Source organism: Clostridium sp. Cult3, assembly GCF_021655115.1.
Lineage (GTDB): Bacteria > Bacillota > Clostridia > Tissierellales > Tepidimicrobiaceae > PPXY01.
The window spans coordinates 1-20004 of sequence record NZ_PPXY01000063.1 but is presented as its reverse complement, the minus strand read 5'-3'; the positions used below and the strand labels follow the sequence as shown (position 1 = coordinate 20004).

The following is a 20004-nucleotide window of genomic DNA, read 5'->3' as shown; positions in this document are numbered from 1 at the left end:
TTGCAACAGATTAAGTTTACAGATATTGAAGGTATCAAGGTAGGCCATGCTCAGGATGTAGAAGCGGGAACTGGCTGTACAGTTATAATATGTGAAGAAGGGGCTACTGCCGGGGTAGATGTAAGAGGAGGTTCCCCTGGGACTAGAGAGACGGATCTATTAGATCCGCAAAATTTAGTGGATAAAGTTCATGCAGTAATGTTGTCAGGAGGATCAGCCTTTGGCTTAGATGCTGCTTCAGGTGCTATGAAATATCTAGAAGAAAGGGATATTGGATTTGATGTACAGGTGACAAAGGTACCCATAGTATGTAGTGCAGTATTGTTTGACTTGGTAGTGGGAGACCATAGGGTAAGACCAGATTTAGAAATGGGCTATGAAGCTTGTGTAAATGCTACGAATATGGAATGTCCCAATGGCAATGTAGGGGCTGGTACTGGTGCTACAGTAGGAAAGTTTTTAGGCATAGAAAGAGCTATGAAAGGTGGACTAGGATCTTATGCTATACAAGTTGGAGATTTAAAAGTGGGAGCTATAGTAGCAGTTAATGCTCTAGGCGATATAATCGATCCAGAAACGGGAGAGATATTGGCTGGTTTACTAGATGAGGATGGAAAAGCATTAATTGGAACAGAAGATACTATGGCAATAAAGTATAATGAAAAGAAAAATATATTTAGTGGTAATACTACCATAGGAGTGGTAGCTACTAACGGAATATTTACAAAATCCCAGATGAACAAACTAGCCTCTATGTCCCACAATGGCTATGCTAGATCCATGAGACCAGCTCATTCCATATTCGATGGGGATACCATATTTACTATGGCCACAGGTAAGGTAGAAGCGGATATAAATGTGGTAGGATTTTTGGCGGCAAGAACTATGGAAAGAGCAGTGGTAAATGCAGTTAAGAGTGCTGAATCGGCTTATGGGTTTAAGGCATACAGCAGCATCATTGAAAGGGGACATAAAAATGAAAACTAAAATAACAACCTTAGATTTCAAAAAAATGAAGGAAGAGGGTAGAAAGCTTAGGATGGTCACAGCCTATGATTATCAAATGGCAGCACTGGTGGATAAGACGGATATAGAATTAATCCTTGTAGGGGATTCATTGGGAATGGTGGTACTAGGATATGAAGGAACCATTAGTGTGACTATGGAGGATATGATTCACCATATAAAGCCAGTGGTTAAAGGTGCCCCTAATACCTTTATAGTTGGTGATATGCCTTTTGGTTCCTATAATGTCAGCGTAGACAAAGCAGTGGAAAATGCCATAAGACTGATGAAAGAAGGTGGCTGCGACTGTATTAAATTAGAAGGAGGAGTAAATATTGCCGATAAGATAGAAGCAATAGTTGATGCAGGAATACCAGTAATGGCTCACATAGGATTGACCCCTCAGACTAGTTCGCAATTAGGTGGATTTAAAGTACAAGGAAAAGATGTAAAAGCAGCCAAGGAAATACTAGAAGACGCAAAAGCAGTTGAAGCAGCAGGTGCTTTTTCTGTAGTAGTGGAATGTGTACCTGCCCAAATAGGAAAAATTATATCCGAAACCTTAGAAATACCAACAATTGGCATTGGGGCAGGAGTATATTGTGATGGACAGGTGTTGGTAACTCAGGATATGATAGGAATGTTTGACCAATTTGTACCTAAGTTTGTTAAACAGTATGCTGATGTTGGGAATATGATAGTAGAAGCATTTAATAGCTATGGAAGGGAAGTTCAAGAAGGTAAATTTCCTGGAGATGTTCATAGCTTCAATATGAAACAAGAAGTCCTAGACGAACTATTAAAGTAAAAAGAATCACCCACCTTGATCTTGGTAAAATATCGAGATTGAAGGTGGGTTTTTATATTAGTATTAATAAAATCTATACAATGTTTTTTACTATAGCTTATTCTTATTGGAATAAAGGAGATGGTTATGCTAAAATGACTAAGGATTTGAATACCATGGGGGTATAAAGGTGAAAGCTATGGAGAAGTCAAAGTATAGAACAAAATTTGCATCCTTGGAGAATATTTCAAAGAGCTTTGGAAAAGTAGATGCATTAAGGGATGTAACTATGGAAATTGAAAAGAATAAAGTTACCGCCATAGTTGGAGACAATGGTTCTGGCAAAAGCACTCTTATTAAGATTTTGTCAGGTACTTTAAGACCAGATAGTGGGAATATATATATAGAAGATGAATGTTACAAATATATGACACCTAAACTGGCTTATGAAACGGGTATAGCTACGGTCTATCAGGACTTAGCTTTAGACAACTTTAGGGATGTGGCGGGAAACATTTTTCTCGGAAAAGAGATAACTAAATTTGGTTTTATTTTAGATTATGATGAAATGTATAGACAAACTGAGGAGCTTTTAAACAAGCTCAATATAAATATCCCCTATTTAAAAACCCCTGTAGGTTATCTATCAGGAGGCCAGAGACAATCTGTTGCAATTGCAAGGGCTATTTATCAGGGGAAGAAGCTAATAATATTTGACGAGCCAACAGCTGCTATGGGGGTAAAGGAATCTACAGCAACTAATCACTTGATAAAATCATTGCCTGATAAGGGATTTGCAGTACTAATCATAAGTCATGATATCTATCAGGTATATGATATAGCCGATAGAATATTTATTATGGAACATGGTGAAATAGTTGATGATGTAATGAAATCGGCAATTACACCAGAGGAGCTAAGGGAAAGGATTAGTGTTGGGATTAAAAATTAATTTGAGAAAGAGTGAATATATTGATTAAAAGATATGATAAAGAGTCTAATGGCATAGACAAGCCTTTTACCCAATTGTTTCTACTTGGAATTTTAACCTTATTAGTTATATTTTTGTCAATAAAATCGCCTTTTTTTCTCACTTGGACCAATATAAGAAATATACTAGATCACTCTTCACTGCAATTGATAATGGCCATAGGAATGACCTTTGTAATTTCATCTGGTGGTATTGATCTATCAGTTGGGAGCGTTGTTGCATTGACTGGTATATGTATTGGGCTATTACTAAAGGGCGGTGTGTCAGTGGTTTTGTCATCTATTATTGGTGTATTAATAGGTGGAATATTAGGTACTTTTAATGGAATTATAATTTCTAAATTAAAAATAGCTCCCTTTATAGTGACTATAGGGAGTATGTCCCTCTATAGAGGGCTTAGTTTGGTAATTACAGAGGGTATGCCCATATATGGTTTTCCCACCCAATTTACATACTTTGGGAAAGGGGACTTAGGTAAGGTAAACCCTCCAATAATACTAGCCATATCTATGGTTATACTCTCTGTATTTTTATTTAAATATACTAAATGGGGACAGTATATCCTTGCTCTAGGGGGGAATGAAGAAGCCTTAAGAAGAGTAGGGGTGCCTGTCAATGTTTATAAGACAACAGTTTATATGTTTTCAGGCTTAACTGCTGGGTTAGCAGGATTGATATTTACATCTAGACTTAATGCAGCAGAACCTAATGCAGGTTTTATGCTTGAATCAGATATTATTGCTGCTGTTATACTAGGAGGAACTTCTATGAAAGGAGGAAAAGCTAGTATTAGTGGTACAGTAATAGCTTGTCTTCTTTTAGGAGTTGTTAGAAATGGTTTAACTATATTGAGTATTTCTTCGTATTATCAACAGTTATTTATAGGGGCTATTATTATCATATCTGTATCCATATCAGAAATAAGACAAAGAAGACAGATACAGATTAGATAATTTATTAAGACAAATTTTAAAGGAGATGAAGAGGGAAATGAAAAGATTTGTATCATTTGTACTAGTATTAACTATGTTAACTGGTTTGTTAATCGGATGTACTTCAAAGGATGCAGACACTAATGAAGCAAATAATGTAAAGGAAGTAGAAGAGGTTGATGCAGTAGATAAAAATACTGAAGAAGAGGGCAATGTTAAAATTGCTGAAATGGAAGAAATATTGATGAGCCAATTGGAACCTATGCCTGAACTCAATGGGGGAGAAAAAATTGGGGTTTTAGTTATTTCACTAACCAATCCATTTTGGTCTAATATGAAGGATAAATATGAAAAGGCTGGGGAAGAGTTAGGAATTGATGTAGAAGTATTATCTGCTCCAACAGAAGATGATACTACCTCTCAACTTGAAACTTTAGATGGAATGATAGTAAAAGACTATGATGCTATTGTTTTTTCACCAATCGATGGAAACAACTTAATACCAGGACTATTAAGGGCTAATCAAGCAAATGTACCAGTGATAAATTTAGGGCCAGGAGTAAATCAAGATGCTTTGAAAGAACAAGATGGACATCTTGATGGTGTTATTACCGTTGATTTTGAGAATCAAGGTAGGATGGTAGCAGAAGATATGCTAAAACAAATGCCTGATGGTGGGAAAGTAGCCATAATACAAGGTATTCCTGGTGCTGGGCAAAGTGAAGGTCGTACCAAGGGAGCAAAAGAAGTATTTGAAAATACTGAAGGAATTGAACTTGTAAGCGTTCAGCCAGGAAATTGGGATAGAAATACAGCTTATAATATTGCTACAGATCTTATCCAAGCCCATCCAGATTTAAAAGGTATATTTGCATGCAACGATGTTATGGCTCTTGCAGCAGTAGAAGCTTTAGAAACAGCGGATAAAAAGGATGGAGTTATTGTATATGGTGTAGATTTTACAGAGGAAGCCCAGGCAGCTATAAAAGAAGGGCGCCTTGATGGTTCTATTACCTATTCCCCATCTGTATATACAAAAGCAGCTTTACTTTTATCTCTAAAAGTAGTTCAAGGCCAAGAAATAGAAGGACCGGTGTACTCTCCTCTTGCAATAGTAAATCAGGAGAATGTAGATGATTTTGATGGATGGAAATAGACCTAAGAACTATCTAGTAGAGACGGCTTTGTTAGGCCATGGTCTTGTTTCTGTAGAGGATCATGAGATATTATCTCATTGGCCTAAGGGAGCTATGTTAGCTTGGGTGGAAAAGGGAAAAATACGCATAGGAACCATAGAGGAATTTATCCCAGCTAGGCAGGAAAGGGACAATTGGGGTAGACTTGATGGCCTTAAGATTAAAGAGGAGCTTGATCCTAATGCAAATGCCTATCTTACAGCTTCAGGCACTATGGCAGTTGCTAAGGAGATAGGCTGTCCAGTGGTGGTTTCAGCTGGTATAGGGGGCATAGGGGATATTAAGGAAGAAAGGCTTTGCTATGATTTGCCCGCTCTTTCCCAAATGGGAATTACCCTTGTAGCCACTTCCCCTAAGGATATGTTGGATATAGAGGGAACCTTAAATTGGCTCAAGGAACATGGGGTTAAGGTATTAGGTTTTGAAACTGAGTATTGTGATGGATATATACTCAATCTAAAACCCTATAAGCTTTCAGGAAATTTATCCTATGAAAAGGCAAACCAATTGGAATATGGTTGCAATTTAATTCTCAACCCTATCCCTAAGGAAGAACGTCTTAAAGATGAATCCTTTTTAGAGGAAGCCATAAAAGCTGGAAAGGAAGCAGAACAAAGAGGAGAACATTACCATCCAGCAGCTAATGCTTGCTTTGATAGACTAAGCTTTGGTCTATCATCTAAAATACAACTTAAATCTTTAATTTCTAATATAAAAGTAGCTGAGATGATAACTAAGAATAGATAATAAAAATCAAATGGCAGGAACTTGTGCCATTTGATTTTTTTATAGAAATAGTTATTTTATTATAGATATTTGTGATGATTTAAGATATAATTATCATTATGGAATAATTAGGAGTTTAGACTCCTTTTATATAGATGAAGAAGATGCTATAATTAGATATTGACAGGTTGTTAATTTATTATCTTCAGATATGAAAGGCAAAAAAGAAATATTCTTAGTGTTAGAAAATATATAAGCTACACCACACCCACATATTAAGGTAACCTATCATTATTGCAATTAAGCAAAATGATAGGTTATTCTTTTAGAGGAGTTTAAAAAAAAATATAGAATACTATATATAAGGACAACAATAACTTTAAAAAACGGTGCCAGGCACCAATATTTAAAGTTATGGAATATTCTGAAAATTTATAGGGAGGAGGATGCTCATGTATTTAAATTGTTTTGATGAGGTTAAACATATTACTAAGGAGTTGGTAAAAGTACCTAGTGTTGTAAAGACTAGTGGGGAGACGGACTGTGCTAAAAGGATATATGGATTTTATGAGGAACTGCCCTATTTTCAAAAGAATCCAGACCAGCTTAAACTTATACAGACTGTAGAAGATGAAATAGATAGGTATATAGTTATTGCCCATGTAAAGGGAACTAAAGGTAGTTCAAATAGAGCTATAATACTAATGGGGCATTTGGATACTGTTGGGGTAGAGGATTTTGGGCCTATAAAAGAACATGCTTTTGATCCGGATAGGCTACCAGAATTTTTAAAGGAAATGAAATTGGAGGAAGAGGTACTAAAAGATATTGAATCTGGTCAATATATGTTTGGACGAGGTGCCTTGGATATGAAATCGGGAGTTGCAGGGCACATGTATTTGACCAAATATTTTTCTGAACATCCAGAGGAGTTTGATGGACATTTGATAACCTTAGCTGCTTGTGATGAAGAGGATAATTCCCATGGAGTATTAACTGCATTAAAGACTTTCAAGGAAATGAAAGAAGAAGGGTTGAATTATATAGCTTGTATTAATGCGGATTATTCAACTCCTTATCATGAGGAAGATGAAAATCGATATATATACTTTGGTACCGTAGGGAAATTATTGCCCTCTTTTTATGTAGTAGGAGAAGAGGCTCATGTTGGTCAAGCCTTTTCTGGTTTAGACCCTAATCTATTGGTGGCCGAGTTGACTCGACTGATATCCTATAATCCAGAGCTCTGTGATGAATCTCAGGGGGAGACTACTATACCACCAGTGTCCCTAAAACAATCTGATTTTAAGAATAAGTATACGGTTCAAACTGCTTTGTCAGCCTATTCCTATTATAATTTCTTTACCCATAGTATGACACCTAAGGATGTAATGGATAGGATGAAGGCAAAGGGAGAGGAAGCCTTTAATAATGTAATAGAATACTTAAATGATGCCTATGAGGAATTCTGCAAAAAGGCTAATTATCCTTATAAAAAGCTTCCTTGGGAGGAAAGAGTCTATACTTGGGATGAATTTTACAACGAGCTACATACGGTACATGGAGATAGATTTAAGTTATACATGGATAGCTTTGCCAAGGAGCTAAATCAACAATATCCAACTTTGGATTTAAGGGAATTTAGCGTCAAAATGGTAGAAGAAGCTTGGAAATGGTCTATAGATAAGAGTCCGGCTATAATAATATATTTTTCATCTACTTACAATGCTAGGATTGAAATGACTGGTGAGACGGAGTTGGAAAGAGAACTAATGGATAGTGTAAATAAATCTATAGATTTTGTTGGTGACTATTCGGATAAGCCTATTGTGGCGAAGATGTTCTATCCATATATATCTGATGCAAGTTTTATGTCTTCAAGCGATAGTCCTGAGGATATTTTGTATTTGGAAAAGAATATGCCAGCTTGGGATTCTAAATATGTATATGATATGGAGGCGGTGATGGCAGTTGATGTGCCTGTTGTAAATATAGGGACCTATGGAAAGGATGGACACAAGATGACGGAAAGAGTCCATATGAGACATACCTTTGAGATTGTACCAAATATCACCTACAACACCATAAAATCTCTATTAGGTTAAACAGGTCAGGATTAATCCTGACCTGTTTAAATATTTATTAAAACTTAATATTTCCAATCAACATCTGTAATTCTTCAGCTAATCGTGCTAGACTCTCCGTAGAAGAAGTAATTTCTTCCATAGAGGCCATCTGTTCTTGAGAGGCTGCTGAGGAGTTCTGGATTTGGGCTGCAATCTCCTTGCTCATGTGTTCTATTGAAGTAGAAGAATGGACTAAGGAATCTACGTAGTTTTCTACATTGCTAATGGCTGCTACTACTTCGTTGACTGCATAGCCAATTTGGACGATCAACTTAGAGATTTCATCGAAAGTCTCTTTAGCTTCATTGACCCTTGTAACACCTAACTCTACTTCTCTGCTACCGAAATCCATTTTATTGTTTGCTTCTTCTATTAATACATTGTTGTTTACCAATAGAAGGTATATTTCTTCTGCTGAGTTTTGAGTTTCCTCGGCTAGCTTTCTAATTTCTTCAGCTACTACGGCAAATCCTCTGCCATATTCTCCAGCTCTAGCAGCTTCTATAGCTGCATTTAGTGCTAACAAGTTAGTTTGCTCTGCTACATCTTGGATGATCTCAAGCATTTGATTCATCTCATTGGAACTAGAGCTGATATTGTCCAAGGAGGATTTAACACTATTGGTACTATTCTCTATATTTTTCATTTGGACGGTGACTTGATCCATCTTTTCCTTTCCTATTTCCGTCTTGTCAAATACATCTCTATTTACAGCTTCCGCATTACTAGTTTGGCTAGACACATGTTCCACCTGGGTGGATATCTCCTTTATGGAAGAGGCTACGTTCATTATCTCCTCTAGCTGATTATTAGAACTTTCGGCGATTTCATTAGAGTTTTCTGCTATATTAGTAGCGGCTGCTGTAGATTGTTGGGATATAGCTGCTAATTCCTCCGAAGCAGCGGCTACTTGATGGGAGGATTCTTGTATTTCCATCGCAAAGTTTCTCATATTATCGATTACTACTTGCAGGGAATAGGCCAATTTCCCCAATTCATCTTTTCTTAGTATTAATTTTTCATCCATATTTTCACTTAAATCCAATTGAGATAATTTATAAGCTTGATCTGTAGCTTTAGCAATAGGTCTAGTAAGGCTTCTACTAAATAACAATGAAAATACTACACCTATTATTATTGCAATTATCACCGCTAGGATTAGGGTGTTCCTTAGTGAGCTCAAACCAGCTAGTACTTCTGACTCATTTATGTTGACTACAAGAGTCCATCCCTTAGATTTAATGGGGGCAAAGCCTAAGTGAATTATTTCACCGTCTTCCATATATCTGCCTATACCTGATTTTCCTTGGGATATCTTTTCTTCCATTTGGGTAACGTCATCAATAAATTGACTAGATACTCTTTCCTTTAATTTAGAAAAACTAACTTTATCGTTACTTCCATCGGTAGCATGGGCTATGGCAGTAGGATGAGATATTACATCTGTAACATCGTTTAATATGTAGGCAAAGCCTTCTTCTCCAATTTTTATGTTTTGAGCTATTCTATAGAAGTCTTCCGCAGGCTTAAAGCCCACTATAACTCCTAAATTAACGCCTTTATACTTTATGGGAGCAGCTATGGCTATTTCCAATTTTCCTGACAATTCGTTTACAAAGGGTTCAGAAAAATAGTTGCTTCCAGCATGGGCTCTTCGAAAGTATTCTTTTTCGTATATATCCAAGACTACCCCATTGTTTAATGTTAGTTCCCCCTGTATATCTGCTAGGCCTATGCTAGAGAAATTCAACTTACCCCTTTCATCTTCTATTACTTTTAGTTTTTCCTCCATAGGAATATCGGGGTTGGCAATTATGTCCAGGTTTCCTAAAGTAGCTATGGATAGGGTATTGTTTTTAATCTGTTCGTCCACAATATTGGCCGAGTCTATAGCCTTATTTAGCAGTAATTCTTCATTAGTTTTTATCAGTTCATCTTTGGATATGAAATATGTGACTAGTCCTAATATAAGGGTTAATACTATCAGTATAGAAGTAATGGATAAGATCATGCTTTTGCCGATACTCTTTACCCTTATATTGTCAGCAGAAAGTTTCTCTTTTTTCTTTCTATTAAATTTAGGGAGTTTTAGTTTTTTGAACTTAAATTTCATATATTTTCGCTCCTTTATGTAGATATGATAAAAATTGTTTCCATACTCTAAATATTAGACAAAAGTTCCTAAAATCCTCTATTTTTTTAAAAAATATTCCAAAAGTTATAGAAAACCTACTAATGGGTTGTATAGGGTAAAATAGAATAGATTGACAAATTTACATGTAGAGGTTTTACTTTAAATATATACAATATTCGCAAAAATTCAAATATTATCATAATTCCATCATAATACAATCTACTATTATTACTCTAAATTAAAAAAAGACATGTCAAGGGACGTGTCTTAAATATTATATTAAGGGAGGTTTTGAAATGTATAAAAAGCTAGGGCTAATATTGCTAGTGTTGGTGTTAATTGCCGGGACCTTAGTAGGATGTGGTAAATCAACGGATACTGGCGGTGGTTCAGGTGGTTCATCGGATGTAATAAAGATTGGAGTATTTGAACCTATGACTGGAGCTAATGCCGCTGGTGGAGAGATGACAGTAGAAGGTATTAAACTAGCTAATGAGACTAGAGGAGAAGTACTAGGTAAGAAGGTAGAATTGGTAATAGTAGATAATAAGTTAGATAAGGTAGAGGCAGCCAATGCAGTATCAAGACTTATTGACAAAGATGAGGTAGTAGCAATTATAGGTAGTTATGGTAGCTCTCTGTCTATGGCAGCAGGGGATATAGTCAAAAAAGCAGAGGTGCCGGCAGTAGGTTGTTCACCAACTAATCCACTAGTTACATTGAACAATGACTATTATTTTAGAGTCTGTTTTATCGATCCTTTCCAAGGAACAGTAATGGCAAATTATGCAGTTAATGATCTAGGTGCTAAGAAAGCAGCTATCATTCAGGATGTAACTCAAGATTATTCTATTGGATTAAGTAAATATTTCGTAGATGCCTTCAAAGAATTGACAGGGGATGAAGATAGTATAGTGGAGATCAGCTCCTATAATACTGGGGACCAAGATTTTACCGCCCAACTTACCAATGTTAAGGGGAAAAGCCCAGATGTAATTTTTGCTCCAGGAAACTATGGAGAATCAGCATTGCTGATCAGGCAAGCTAGGGATTTGGGCATAGATGATCCTATTTTAGGTGGAGACACTTGGGAATCACCTGAATTTTTAACAATTGGTGGAGATGCAGTAGAGGGTGCTGTATTTAGTACTCACTTTACAGCAGAATCTCCAGTAACCGATGTATCCGATGTATTTCTAAAGCAGTATAAGGAGAAATTTAATAAGGATGCCAATGCTTTTGCAGCATTAGGATATGATGCATATATGGTTATACTAGATGCTATAGAAGCTGCAAACTCTACTGATTCTAAAGTTATAAGGGATAAGATAGCTGAGACAAAGGATTTCGTAGGGGCTACAGGAAATATTACTCTTGATGAAAATGGCGATGCAGTTAAATCTGCAGTTATTAATAAGGTCGAAAATGGAGAATTTGTATACTTAACTACTGTGGAACCAGAATAAATTGACTGGATTAGGGGGGCTGATTATGGGGAATCAAGGTTTTTTGCAACACCTGGCTAATGGTATCTCACTAGGTAGTTTATATGCCTTAATTGCTATAGGGTATACCATGGTTTATGGAATACTTAGGCTTATAAACTTTGCCCATGGGGATATATTTATGCTTGGAGTTTATATTACCTATTATGGAATCGTTTTCACATCTATACCTTGGTGGCTCGTATTTATACTGGCGTCGATAATTACTGGATTTATTGGGCTCCTCCTAGAAAAGTTAGCATATAAACCATTAAGGGATTCGCCAAGGATTACTATTCTTATATCTGCTATTGGAGCTTCATTTTTCTTACAAAATTTTGGGATAGTAGTGTTTGGGGGAAGGCCCAAAGCCTTCCCTATCCCTAATGTATTCAATAAGGTTATAAAACTAGGAGGAGTATCAGTAAGCTTAGTTACCTTTATAATACCAGTAGTCACCATATTGTTGCTTTTAGCCCTTACCTATTTTATTACTAAGACTAAAACAGGTATGGCTATGAGAGCTTTATCTAAGGACTATGAAACAGCTAGTCTTATGGGAATAGATATAAATAGGATTATATCCATTACCTTTTTCATAGGTTCCTTTTTAGCAGCTGTTGGAGGAATAATGTGGGGAATAAAGTATCCTCAATTGATGCCTTTGATGGGTGTGATGCCAGGGCTCAAATGCTTCATAGCGGCAGTTATCGGTGGAATAGGCAATATAACTGGTGCTGTAATAGGTGGCTTTATATTAGGGTTGGGAGAGATTATGCTAATAGCATTGCTTCCAAAACTTACTGGATACAGGGACGCTTTTGCATTTGTAGTTTTGATCATTATACTTCTAGTTAAACCTACGGGTTTAATGGGAGAAAAAGTAACGGAGAAGGTGTAGCCTATGGAAGATAATAATAGATTAAAAAACTCATTAATAGCTCTTGTTATTACGTTGATTGCATTGTTTATATTGAATAGGGTGTTGGATGATTATAAGCTTAGAATATTGAATCTTTGTGGCATATATATAACTCTAGGACTTAGCATGAACCTTATCAATGGTTTGACTGGCTTGTTTTCCTTAGGACATGCTGGGTTTATGGCTGTAGGTGCCTATACTGTGGCTATTCTTACAATGCCTGTTGCCATGAAGGACATGAACTTCTTTACGAAGCCAATGGTACCCTTTTTGGCTAATGTAGAGTGGGGCTTTTTTCCGGCACTTATCATGGCAGGTATTATTTCAGGCTTTATTGGTTTTTTAATAGGGGCACCAGTGTTAAGATTGACAGATGACTATTTGGCTATAGCTACCTTAGGCTTTGCTGAAATAATTCGAGTAGTATTTACCAATGCCCAATCTTTAACTAATGGAGCCTTAGGATTAAAGGGGATACCCAATAGTACCAATATCTGGTGGAGTTGGGGAGTAGCTATACTGACCATAGTATTTATGGAATTTTTGATGAAGGGAAGTTATGGCAAGGCTTTTAAGGCCATTAGAGAAGATGAGATTGCAGCCCGATCTATGGGTATAAATCTTTTTAAACACAAGGTTATGAGTTTTACTTTTGGGTCTTTCTTAGCAGGAATTGGAGGAGGGCTTTTGGCAGCACTTTTAGGTACTATCGATCCTAATATGTTTAGGATTGCTTTAACTTTTAATATCCTACTGATTGTAGTACTAGGTGGATTGGGAAGCATAAAAGGGACGACAATCTCTGCAATAATAGTCACTATTATGATGGAAGGCTTAAGATTCCTAGATGAATCCATCAATATAGGGCCTATCCATATAGAAGGTGTCCAAGGAATGAGAATGGTTGTCTTTTCAATAATCCTTATGGTTGTAGTGATAGTTAGAAAAGAAGGATTGCTAAAAGAAAGCTGATGAAGGATGTGAATTAATGATGCTAAGAATAGACGATATGACTATGAGATTTGGTGGAGTAATAGCGGCAAATCAATTTAATGCTAATATACAAAAAGGTGAAATAGTGGGGCTAATCGGTCCTAATGGAGCCGGCAAGACGACGATTTTTAACGTAATTACTGGCGTGTACAAGCCTACGGAAGGGGAGATAATATTTTCACCTAATGAAGAAGATTTGATATAACAGGGCTTAGGCCAGATGAAATTGCAAAACTTGGCATATGTAGAACCTTTCAAAATATCCGATTATTTAATGAACTATCCGTTCTTGACAATGTTTTCATTGGCAATCATCTGAGGCTCAAATCCAATATTTTTTCCTCAGTCCTTAGACTACCCAACTACAGAAGAGAAGAAAAGGAAATGTATGAGAAATCCCTATACCTTTTGGAAAAGGTGGATTTGAAAGATGAGATGAATGAAAAGGCTTATTCATTGCCTTATGGTAAACAAAGAAGATTGGAAATAGCTAGGGCTTTAGCAACGGAGCCAAAACTACTACTATTAGATGAGCCTGCAGCTGGTATGAACCCTCAAGAAACTAGGGAATTAATGGACTTTATAGAGGAGATAAAAGAAGAATTTGATTTGACTATATTTCTAATAGAACATCATATGGAAGTAGTAATGGGGATATCCCATAGGATATTAGTACTGGACCATGGAATTTTAATTGCAGAAGGAGAACCTTGGGAGATCCAAGAGGATGAAAGAGTTATAGAAGCTTATCTGGGGGTGGAGTAGATGCTAAAGGTTTCAAATTTGCATGTAAACTATGGTGGTATCAATGCCCTGAGGGGAATAGATATATCCATTGAAGAAAACCAAATAGTCACCCTTATAGGAGCCAATGGTGCAGGAAAATCCTCTACTTTGAGGGCTATTATGGGATTGGTTGAAAAATCTCAGGGGAAAATAGAATACAATGGTGAAGATTTGACCAATATGGCCACTAAGGATATAGTAAAAAAAGGTATAGTAATGGTTCCTGAGGGAAGAAGGGTGTTTGAAGATTTAACAGTTGAGGAAAATCTCATATTAGGAGCCTATACTAGAACGGATATGGCAGGAATAAGGGAAGACATTGATAAGATGTTTGAATTGTTTCCTAGACTAAAGGAAAGACATTGGCAAAAAGCAGGAACCCTTTCCGGTGGAGAACAGCAGATGTTAGCGGTGGCTAGGGCCTTGATGGTTCGTCCAGAGGTATTGATGATGGATGAGCCTTCCCTAGGTTTGGCTCCTCTTTTGGTAAAGGATATATTTGAGATAATTAAAACCCTTAATCAACAGGGAAACACCATATTGTTAGTAGAACAAAATGCTAAAAAGGCACTGGAAATTGCAGATTATGCTTATGTATTGGAAACTGGAGAATTGGTATTGGAAGGTCCAGGCAAAGAAGTATTGATGAATGATAGGGTTAAGGAGGCATACTTAGGAGAGGCAAAATAACAATATAATGCTAAAAAAGAGGCTTTTTCTCCTATGTGAGAAAAGGTCTCATCAATTCATATGCATTTGTGTTTAATTATATAATTGTAATCAAATTGTAATATTACTGTAATTTGTTTGAAAAGATTATTTTATATATTAAAAGGGATAGATTAAATATTTTCTGATGGAAGTATAGAATATAAATGCTAATAGAGGCCAATATAAAGTTTATATAGTAACTGCTCCCCCAAAATAATATAGACAGTTGCAAGGGATAAGCTGTTGGATAACTATCTTAGTATTTGACAAAAAAGATATTGGCGACCCTCCATACAGGTTTGTATTGGAGGGTTTTTTTTAGAATTGTAACCATACTGTAACCAATTAAAGTAGAAAAAATGCTATAATTAAAATGGATAGTTGTAAACAATTATTTAAAGGTGTGATTACATGAAAAAAATTGTATCCTTAGTTTTAATGATTAGTTTAATTTTATCTATGAGCCTTCCTGCTTTGGCAAGTATGGAGGACAAGCTATCCAATCATTGGTCTAAAGATGAAATAAACAAGGATTTCTTGACATATTATTTTCCCTATCTAGCTAAAGATGATTTTAAACGTTTTGATCCCAATGGTTCTATAGCTGAAAATGATTTTTTATTATCCTTTTCATCTCTATTAAAGGATAAAGGATATTCTAACGATGTACTTGGTTGGAAGGTAGGATTGACTAGAGTACAGATGGCTAATATCGTAGGTAGCAAGCTTATGGAAGAATCTATTATCCAAAGGGGTAATGGGCAAGTACCTTTTGTAGATATCAATCATCTATCTCAAGAAGAGAAGGGAGCTATAGCTGCTTTGTACAATGCAGGTTTGATATCTGGCGTGTCCAAGAACAAGTACATGCCTAATAGAAAGGTAACCCAGGCGGAGGCTATAGTATTTCTCCAAAGGATAAATACTCTATTGGATAAAAGGGCAAGTATTCCTTTCAAATTGCTAGGAATTGTTCAATCCTATTCAGCAAAGGAAGGTATAACATCGAAGATAGAGAATGGTAAGGTTTTAGTAACCATAACTAAATCCTTTCCAACTCCAGGCTATAATATGGAGATAGATAGAATAGTAAAAGCTGGTGATGATTATATCATCCATTTAAATATAACTCCCCCAAGTAAAGATAGCATCCAATTACAAGTAATAACATACAAGACCATAACCATAGAAATAGATAAAGATAATATTGGAAATCCCCCATACAATTTCATATTGGGGGATATTTTTATGTTATAATATATAGATGTAATAAATAATAGACAGAAGGGGAATTAAAATGGCAAGACGTAAGGAGATAAAAGAACTATATTACATCAGGGCTATAGCTGCCATGGGTATATTGATTATCCATGCTACTGGAGGATTTGCTGTTCACTCGGAATATGGCTCTAAGGCTATGTATTTGGGTATATTTTTAAACCAGTTTTTTAGATTTGGTAGCCCCATTTTTATGATGGTTTCAGGACTGGTACTGTTTTATAATTACAGATCTATAGATGAATTTGATATTGGTAGATTCTATAAGAAAAAGGTAAAATTCATATTATTACCCTATACAATTTGGTCTACTGTATACTTTTTATATACATCTTATATAAATAGGTTGCCAATAAGTGGGGAAAGGTTAATAGGCTATGGTAGAGGTTTACTTTTAGGGGAGAATTTTTCCCATCTATATTTCATATTTTTGATATTTCAATTTTACATAATATTGCCTTTACTAATAAAATACTTGGCTAAGCCCATGGAGGAGAAGCCCTTTAGAGTATTTACTTTTTTCTTGATATTCCAGGGTGCTATCCTTATCTATGGGTATTACTTTAAAAATCCCCATGCTACGGGAATAGTAAGTATATTTAACCGATATTATTGGAAAACCCTGTTTAGCTGGTCCTTCTACTTTATGACAGGAGGCTTAATAGGGATGCATTATCATAGATTTGTAGACTTTGTTGAGACAAATATAAAGGGTATATTTATTGGATATGTAATTTCTACCATTTTCTATATTGGACAAGTATATTATAATGTATGGAGCCATGGTGGTAGGGATTACTATGGTAAATTTGGTTCCATTAGACCTCATACTATGATTTACGCCCTATTTACTATGCCTATACTCATCTGGATAACAAGAAAGATGGTAGGAAAATATGATGGTTTAAAGGATTTTGGAACCTATTCTTTTGGAGTGTACTTTTCTCATCCATTGATATTGGAGGAGATAAAGAGACAACTAATGGGGAATTTCCCCAATCATATAGGATATAGTAGATTGTCCTCTTTGATACTAATATGTGGATTGGGATTGGGTATTACATTTATATTCGTATTATTAATTGGAACATTAGAAAGTAGATGGTTGTTTATAGGCAAGGTGCCTAAATATGTACCAAGAAGCCGAAGAAAGGAAGAATACGTATGACAAATACCCGAAAGGTAGCACAATCAGCGGCGATGATTGCAGTGTTTACACTGATAAGTAAGTTTTTAGGTTTTTTAAGGGAAGTTTTGATAGCTTCTACCTATGGTTCTGGATATGAGACGGACACTTACTTTGTAGCTATGACTGCCACGGTAATCATAATGACTACTATAGGTGCCTCTCTAAACACCACCTTAATACCAATATTTACTGAAATAGAAGAGAATAAAGGAAAAGAAGCCAAGCTGAAATTTTTAAACAATATGTTGAATATGGTGTTTTTTATTACCATTATATTAGCTCTTTTAGGGTTTTGGCTGTCTCCAGTAGTTATTAGGATATTGGCTAAAGGTTTTACGGGAAAACAATTTGCTTTGGCAGTAAAATTAAACAGAATAGGTTTACCCATTATTATATTTTTAGGATTTACCTATGTGTTTTCCGGATACCTTCATAGTAGTGAGATATTTGGGCCACCAGCTATAATGGGCCTTCCATACAACTTTGTATTCATAATATTTTTAGTGTTTTTTGCTAAAGAGGGAAATATACATGGATTGATGTTGGCTAGTGTAGTGGCAGCATCTACCCAGTTTTTAATCCAAGTACCGGCTATCAAACATCAAGGCTATAGATATAGTTATGATATCAATTTGAAGGATCCGTATTTAAAGAAAGTGCTGGTATTGGTATTGCCGGTAGTGCTAGGTTCAGCAGTGCAGCAGATAAATACTATAATAGACAAGACTCTAGCTTCAAGTTTGGTAGAAGGCAGTATATCTGCTTTAACCTATGCTTCTAGGATAAACGATCTTATCATATCCGTATTCGTCATGGCTATAACTACAGTAATATTTCCCATGTTGTCTAGAGCTTTTTCCCAAGAAAATGGGGGACAGATTAGGAGGATAATGGGACAAGGTATCAATATAATACTCATAATAACAGTTCCTGCAACCATCGGGATACTCATATTGGCTGAACCTATGGTAAGGATATTTTTTCAAAGAGGAGCCTTTAGTGAAGTGGCAACCCATATGACCTCCCAAGCACTGATATTTTATTCTGTAGGGTTGGTAGGTTCTTCCCTAAGGCTTATGCTGAACCGAGTGTACTACTCCTTCCAAGATACCAAAACTCCCATGATAAACGGAGCCTTAGCTGTAGGATTAAATGTAGTATTAAATTTACTCTTAATAAAGCCTATGGGTCATGCAGGATTGGCCTTGGCCACTAGTATATCTGCTACCTTTACTACCCTACTATTGTTTGTAGATTTGAGAAAAAAACTAGGAAGGATGGGGCTAAGAAACTACTTAATATGCTTTGGAAAGGCATTGATTGCATCGGCTATAATGGGGATAGTAGTATACTTCATGTACTTTGGACTGATGAGTTTACTTCCAAACAAGTGGATAATCGATTTATTGATACTATTGTTGTCCGTAGCAGTAGGAGTGTTTTTATACATTATATTATGCTCTATACTGAGGATAAGGGAGATAAGGATTCTGATAAGAACCTTAATTAAAAAGATGAGATAAAAACTCGGCAAGGGAAAATTCCCGCCGAGTTTTTTTATGCTTTTTTATGCACTAGAAAAATAATGTATAAAATAACTTCAAGTGCATAAAATACAGCCATACCATAGTAAAATACACATTTATAGCAACCATGCACAAGTTGGCACGAAGCTTGCACTTATATACGGGTAGTATAAATCGTTTTTATAATCCACTATTTTAGAAAGGAGGGGCTTATAAAAATGTTTGATTTAGATCTATTGAATAAAAAACTTGACCAATGGTCATTTTAGTATTATAATAATACTTATGAAATTGACCGTTGGTCATTTTTATTTTATTGGAAGGAGGTAGGTAGATGGTATCTAAGGTTGAAATAAACAAAAAGAAAAAAGAAAACTCCCTCTACGAGGCTGCCTATGATCTATTTACTACCAAGGGGATCCACGACACAGCCATAAATGATATAGTCAAAAAGGCCGGAGTAGCTAAGGGAACTTTTTATTTGTATTTTAGGGATAAATACGATCTTTTAGACCGGATAGTCCTGAACAAATCTGCCCATGTGTTGTGTGAGGCAGTCAAAAATACTAGATTAGATAGTTTTGATACCTTTGAAGAGGAACTCTTAAGTTTCGTAGATTATATAATCGAATATTTTAAAGGGGATAAGCTGCTATTGAAGTTGATCTACAAGAACTTATCTTGGGGGACCTTTAGAATGGCTTACAAGGACTATGAGGAGATACATGAAATATACAATATGTTTGAAAGAGGATATGAAGACTCCTCTATACCTAAAGAAGAGGTAGAAAAGATACTATTTATGATAGTGGAGTTGACGGGTTCCGTATGCTATAGCTGTATTATATTAAATGAACCTGCCAATATTGATGAGATGAAACCTATTCTATTTAATACTATTAAGAAGATGATTTAGGAGATGATTTAATGAATAAATTTGGCTTATTTATAGCAAAGCATAGAAAAATGGTTTTGATAATAGCCACATTACTATTGTTGCCTTCCCTATATGGGGCAGCTATGACTAAGATTAACTATGATATACTTACCTATTTGCCAAAGGATTTGGAATCGGTAAAGGGACAGGAAATATTGAACGATGTATTCAATAGCTCTGCTACGGGCATGTTGGTTATTGAAAATATGGAACCAAAGGACGTAGTAAAGGTAAAGGATAAGATCAGCAAAATAGAAGGAGTGGAAAGCGTAGTATGGGTA

Annotated in this window: 16 protein-coding genes and 2 pseudogenes; 17 read left to right on the top strand and 1 reads right to left on the bottom strand. The window is 35.8% G+C overall.

Translation table 11 applies throughout. From position 1 onward, the window contains the following. The 7 genes from C3E88_RS11625 to C3E88_RS11595 all read left to right on the top strand — a co-directional run bounded on the left by C3E88_RS11625 (position 1) and on the right by C3E88_RS11595 (position 7742). Positions 1-987, top strand: a complete 987-nt coding sequence (locus tag C3E88_RS11625) for a P1 family peptidase (protein ID WP_236910359.1) — start codon at positions 1-3, stop codon at positions 985-987. Then, the gene (gene panB, locus C3E88_RS11620) at positions 977-1813 is read left to right on the top strand and encodes a 3-methyl-2-oxobutanoate hydroxymethyltransferase (protein WP_236910350.1); all 837 of its coding nucleotides are present in this window, start codon (positions 977-979) and stop codon (positions 1811-1813) included. The genes C3E88_RS11625 and panB overlap by 11 nt, the downstream gene beginning before the upstream one ends. A gap of 178 nt (positions 1814-1991) precedes the next feature. Continuing rightward, positions 1992-2744, top strand: a complete 753-nt coding sequence (locus C3E88_RS11615) for an ATP-binding cassette domain-containing protein (protein WP_236910358.1) — start codon at positions 1992-1994, stop codon at positions 2742-2744. 20 nt (positions 2745-2764) lie between these two features. Then, on the top strand, positions 2765-3736 hold the full coding sequence (locus C3E88_RS11610) for an ABC transporter permease (protein WP_236910349.1): 972 nt from the start codon (positions 2765-2767) through the stop codon (positions 3734-3736). Positions 3737-3773: 37 nt separating this feature from the next. Continuing rightward, the gene (locus C3E88_RS11605) at positions 3774-4871 is read left to right on the top strand and encodes a sugar ABC transporter substrate-binding protein (RefSeq protein ID WP_236910348.1); all 1098 of its coding nucleotides are present in this window, start codon (positions 3774-3776) and stop codon (positions 4869-4871) included. Continuing rightward, the gene (locus C3E88_RS11600) at positions 4849-5658 is read left to right on the top strand and encodes a pseudouridine-5'-phosphate glycosidase (protein ID WP_236910347.1); all 810 of its coding nucleotides are present in this window, start codon (positions 4849-4851) and stop codon (positions 5656-5658) included. The genes C3E88_RS11605 and C3E88_RS11600 overlap by 23 nt, the downstream gene beginning before the upstream one ends. Before the next feature lie 431 nt (positions 5659-6089). After that, complete coding sequence (locus C3E88_RS11595; RefSeq protein ID WP_236910346.1) at positions 6090-7742, top strand: M20/M25/M40 family metallo-hydrolase; 1653 nt, start codon at positions 6090-6092, stop codon at positions 7740-7742. Between the two features lie 37 nt (positions 7743-7779). Here C3E88_RS11595 and C3E88_RS11590 read toward each other — a convergent pair whose 3' ends face one another. Further along, positions 7780-9876 carry a methyl-accepting chemotaxis protein gene (locus C3E88_RS11590; protein WP_236910345.1) on the bottom strand — a complete coding sequence of 699 codons (2097 nt, stop codon included), beginning with the start codon at positions 9874-9876 and terminating at the stop codon, positions 7780-7782. A gap of 317 nt (positions 9877-10193) precedes the next feature. On the opposite strand from C3E88_RS11590, the gene C3E88_RS11585 reads away from it, so the two are divergent. The 10 genes and pseudogenes from C3E88_RS11585 to C3E88_RS11540 all read left to right on the top strand — a co-directional run. After that, positions 10194-11363, top strand: coding sequence for an ABC transporter substrate-binding protein (locus C3E88_RS11585; RefSeq protein ID WP_236910344.1), 1170 nt, complete (start codon positions 10194-10196; stop codon positions 11361-11363). 25 nt (positions 11364-11388) lie between these two features. Then, positions 11389-12282: a branched-chain amino acid ABC transporter permease gene (locus C3E88_RS11580; protein ID WP_236910343.1), complete on the top strand. Its 894-nt coding sequence runs from the start codon at positions 11389-11391 to the stop codon at positions 12280-12282. Between the two features lie 3 nt (positions 12283-12285). Next, positions 12286-13275 (top strand): branched-chain amino acid ABC transporter permease, encoded by a 990-nt coding sequence (locus C3E88_RS11575; RefSeq protein WP_236910342.1) that lies wholly within the window; start codon positions 12286-12288, stop codon positions 13273-13275. A gap of 16 nt (positions 13276-13291) precedes the next feature. Further along, a pseudogene (locus C3E88_RS11570) lies at positions 13292-14061 on the top strand (ABC transporter ATP-binding protein). Beyond that, on the top strand, positions 14062-14772 hold the full coding sequence (locus tag C3E88_RS11565; protein WP_236910341.1) for an ABC transporter ATP-binding protein: 711 nt from the start codon (positions 14062-14064) through the stop codon (positions 14770-14772). 432 nt (positions 14773-15204) lie between these two features. After that, on the top strand, positions 15205-16050 hold the full coding sequence (locus tag C3E88_RS11560; protein ID WP_236910340.1) for an S-layer homology domain-containing protein: 846 nt from the start codon (positions 15205-15207) through the stop codon (positions 16048-16050). Between the two features lie 40 nt (positions 16051-16090). Next, positions 16091-17239 (top strand): acyltransferase, encoded by a 1149-nt coding sequence (locus C3E88_RS11555; protein WP_236910339.1) that lies wholly within the window; start codon positions 16091-16093, stop codon positions 17237-17239. After that, complete coding sequence (gene murJ, locus C3E88_RS11550; protein ID WP_236910338.1) at positions 17236-18783, top strand: murein biosynthesis integral membrane protein MurJ; 1548 nt, start codon at positions 17236-17238, stop codon at positions 18781-18783. The genes C3E88_RS11555 and murJ overlap by 4 nt, the downstream gene beginning before the upstream one ends. A 337-nt stretch (positions 18784-19120) precedes the next feature. Further along, entirely contained in the window at positions 19121-19702 is a 582-nt protein-coding gene (locus C3E88_RS11545) for a TetR/AcrR family transcriptional regulator (RefSeq protein ID WP_236910337.1), read from the top strand. Positions 19703-19713: 11 nt separating this feature from the next. After that, positions 19714-20004, top strand: a pseudogene (locus C3E88_RS11540) (antibiotic ABC transporter permease); the annotation flags it as partial.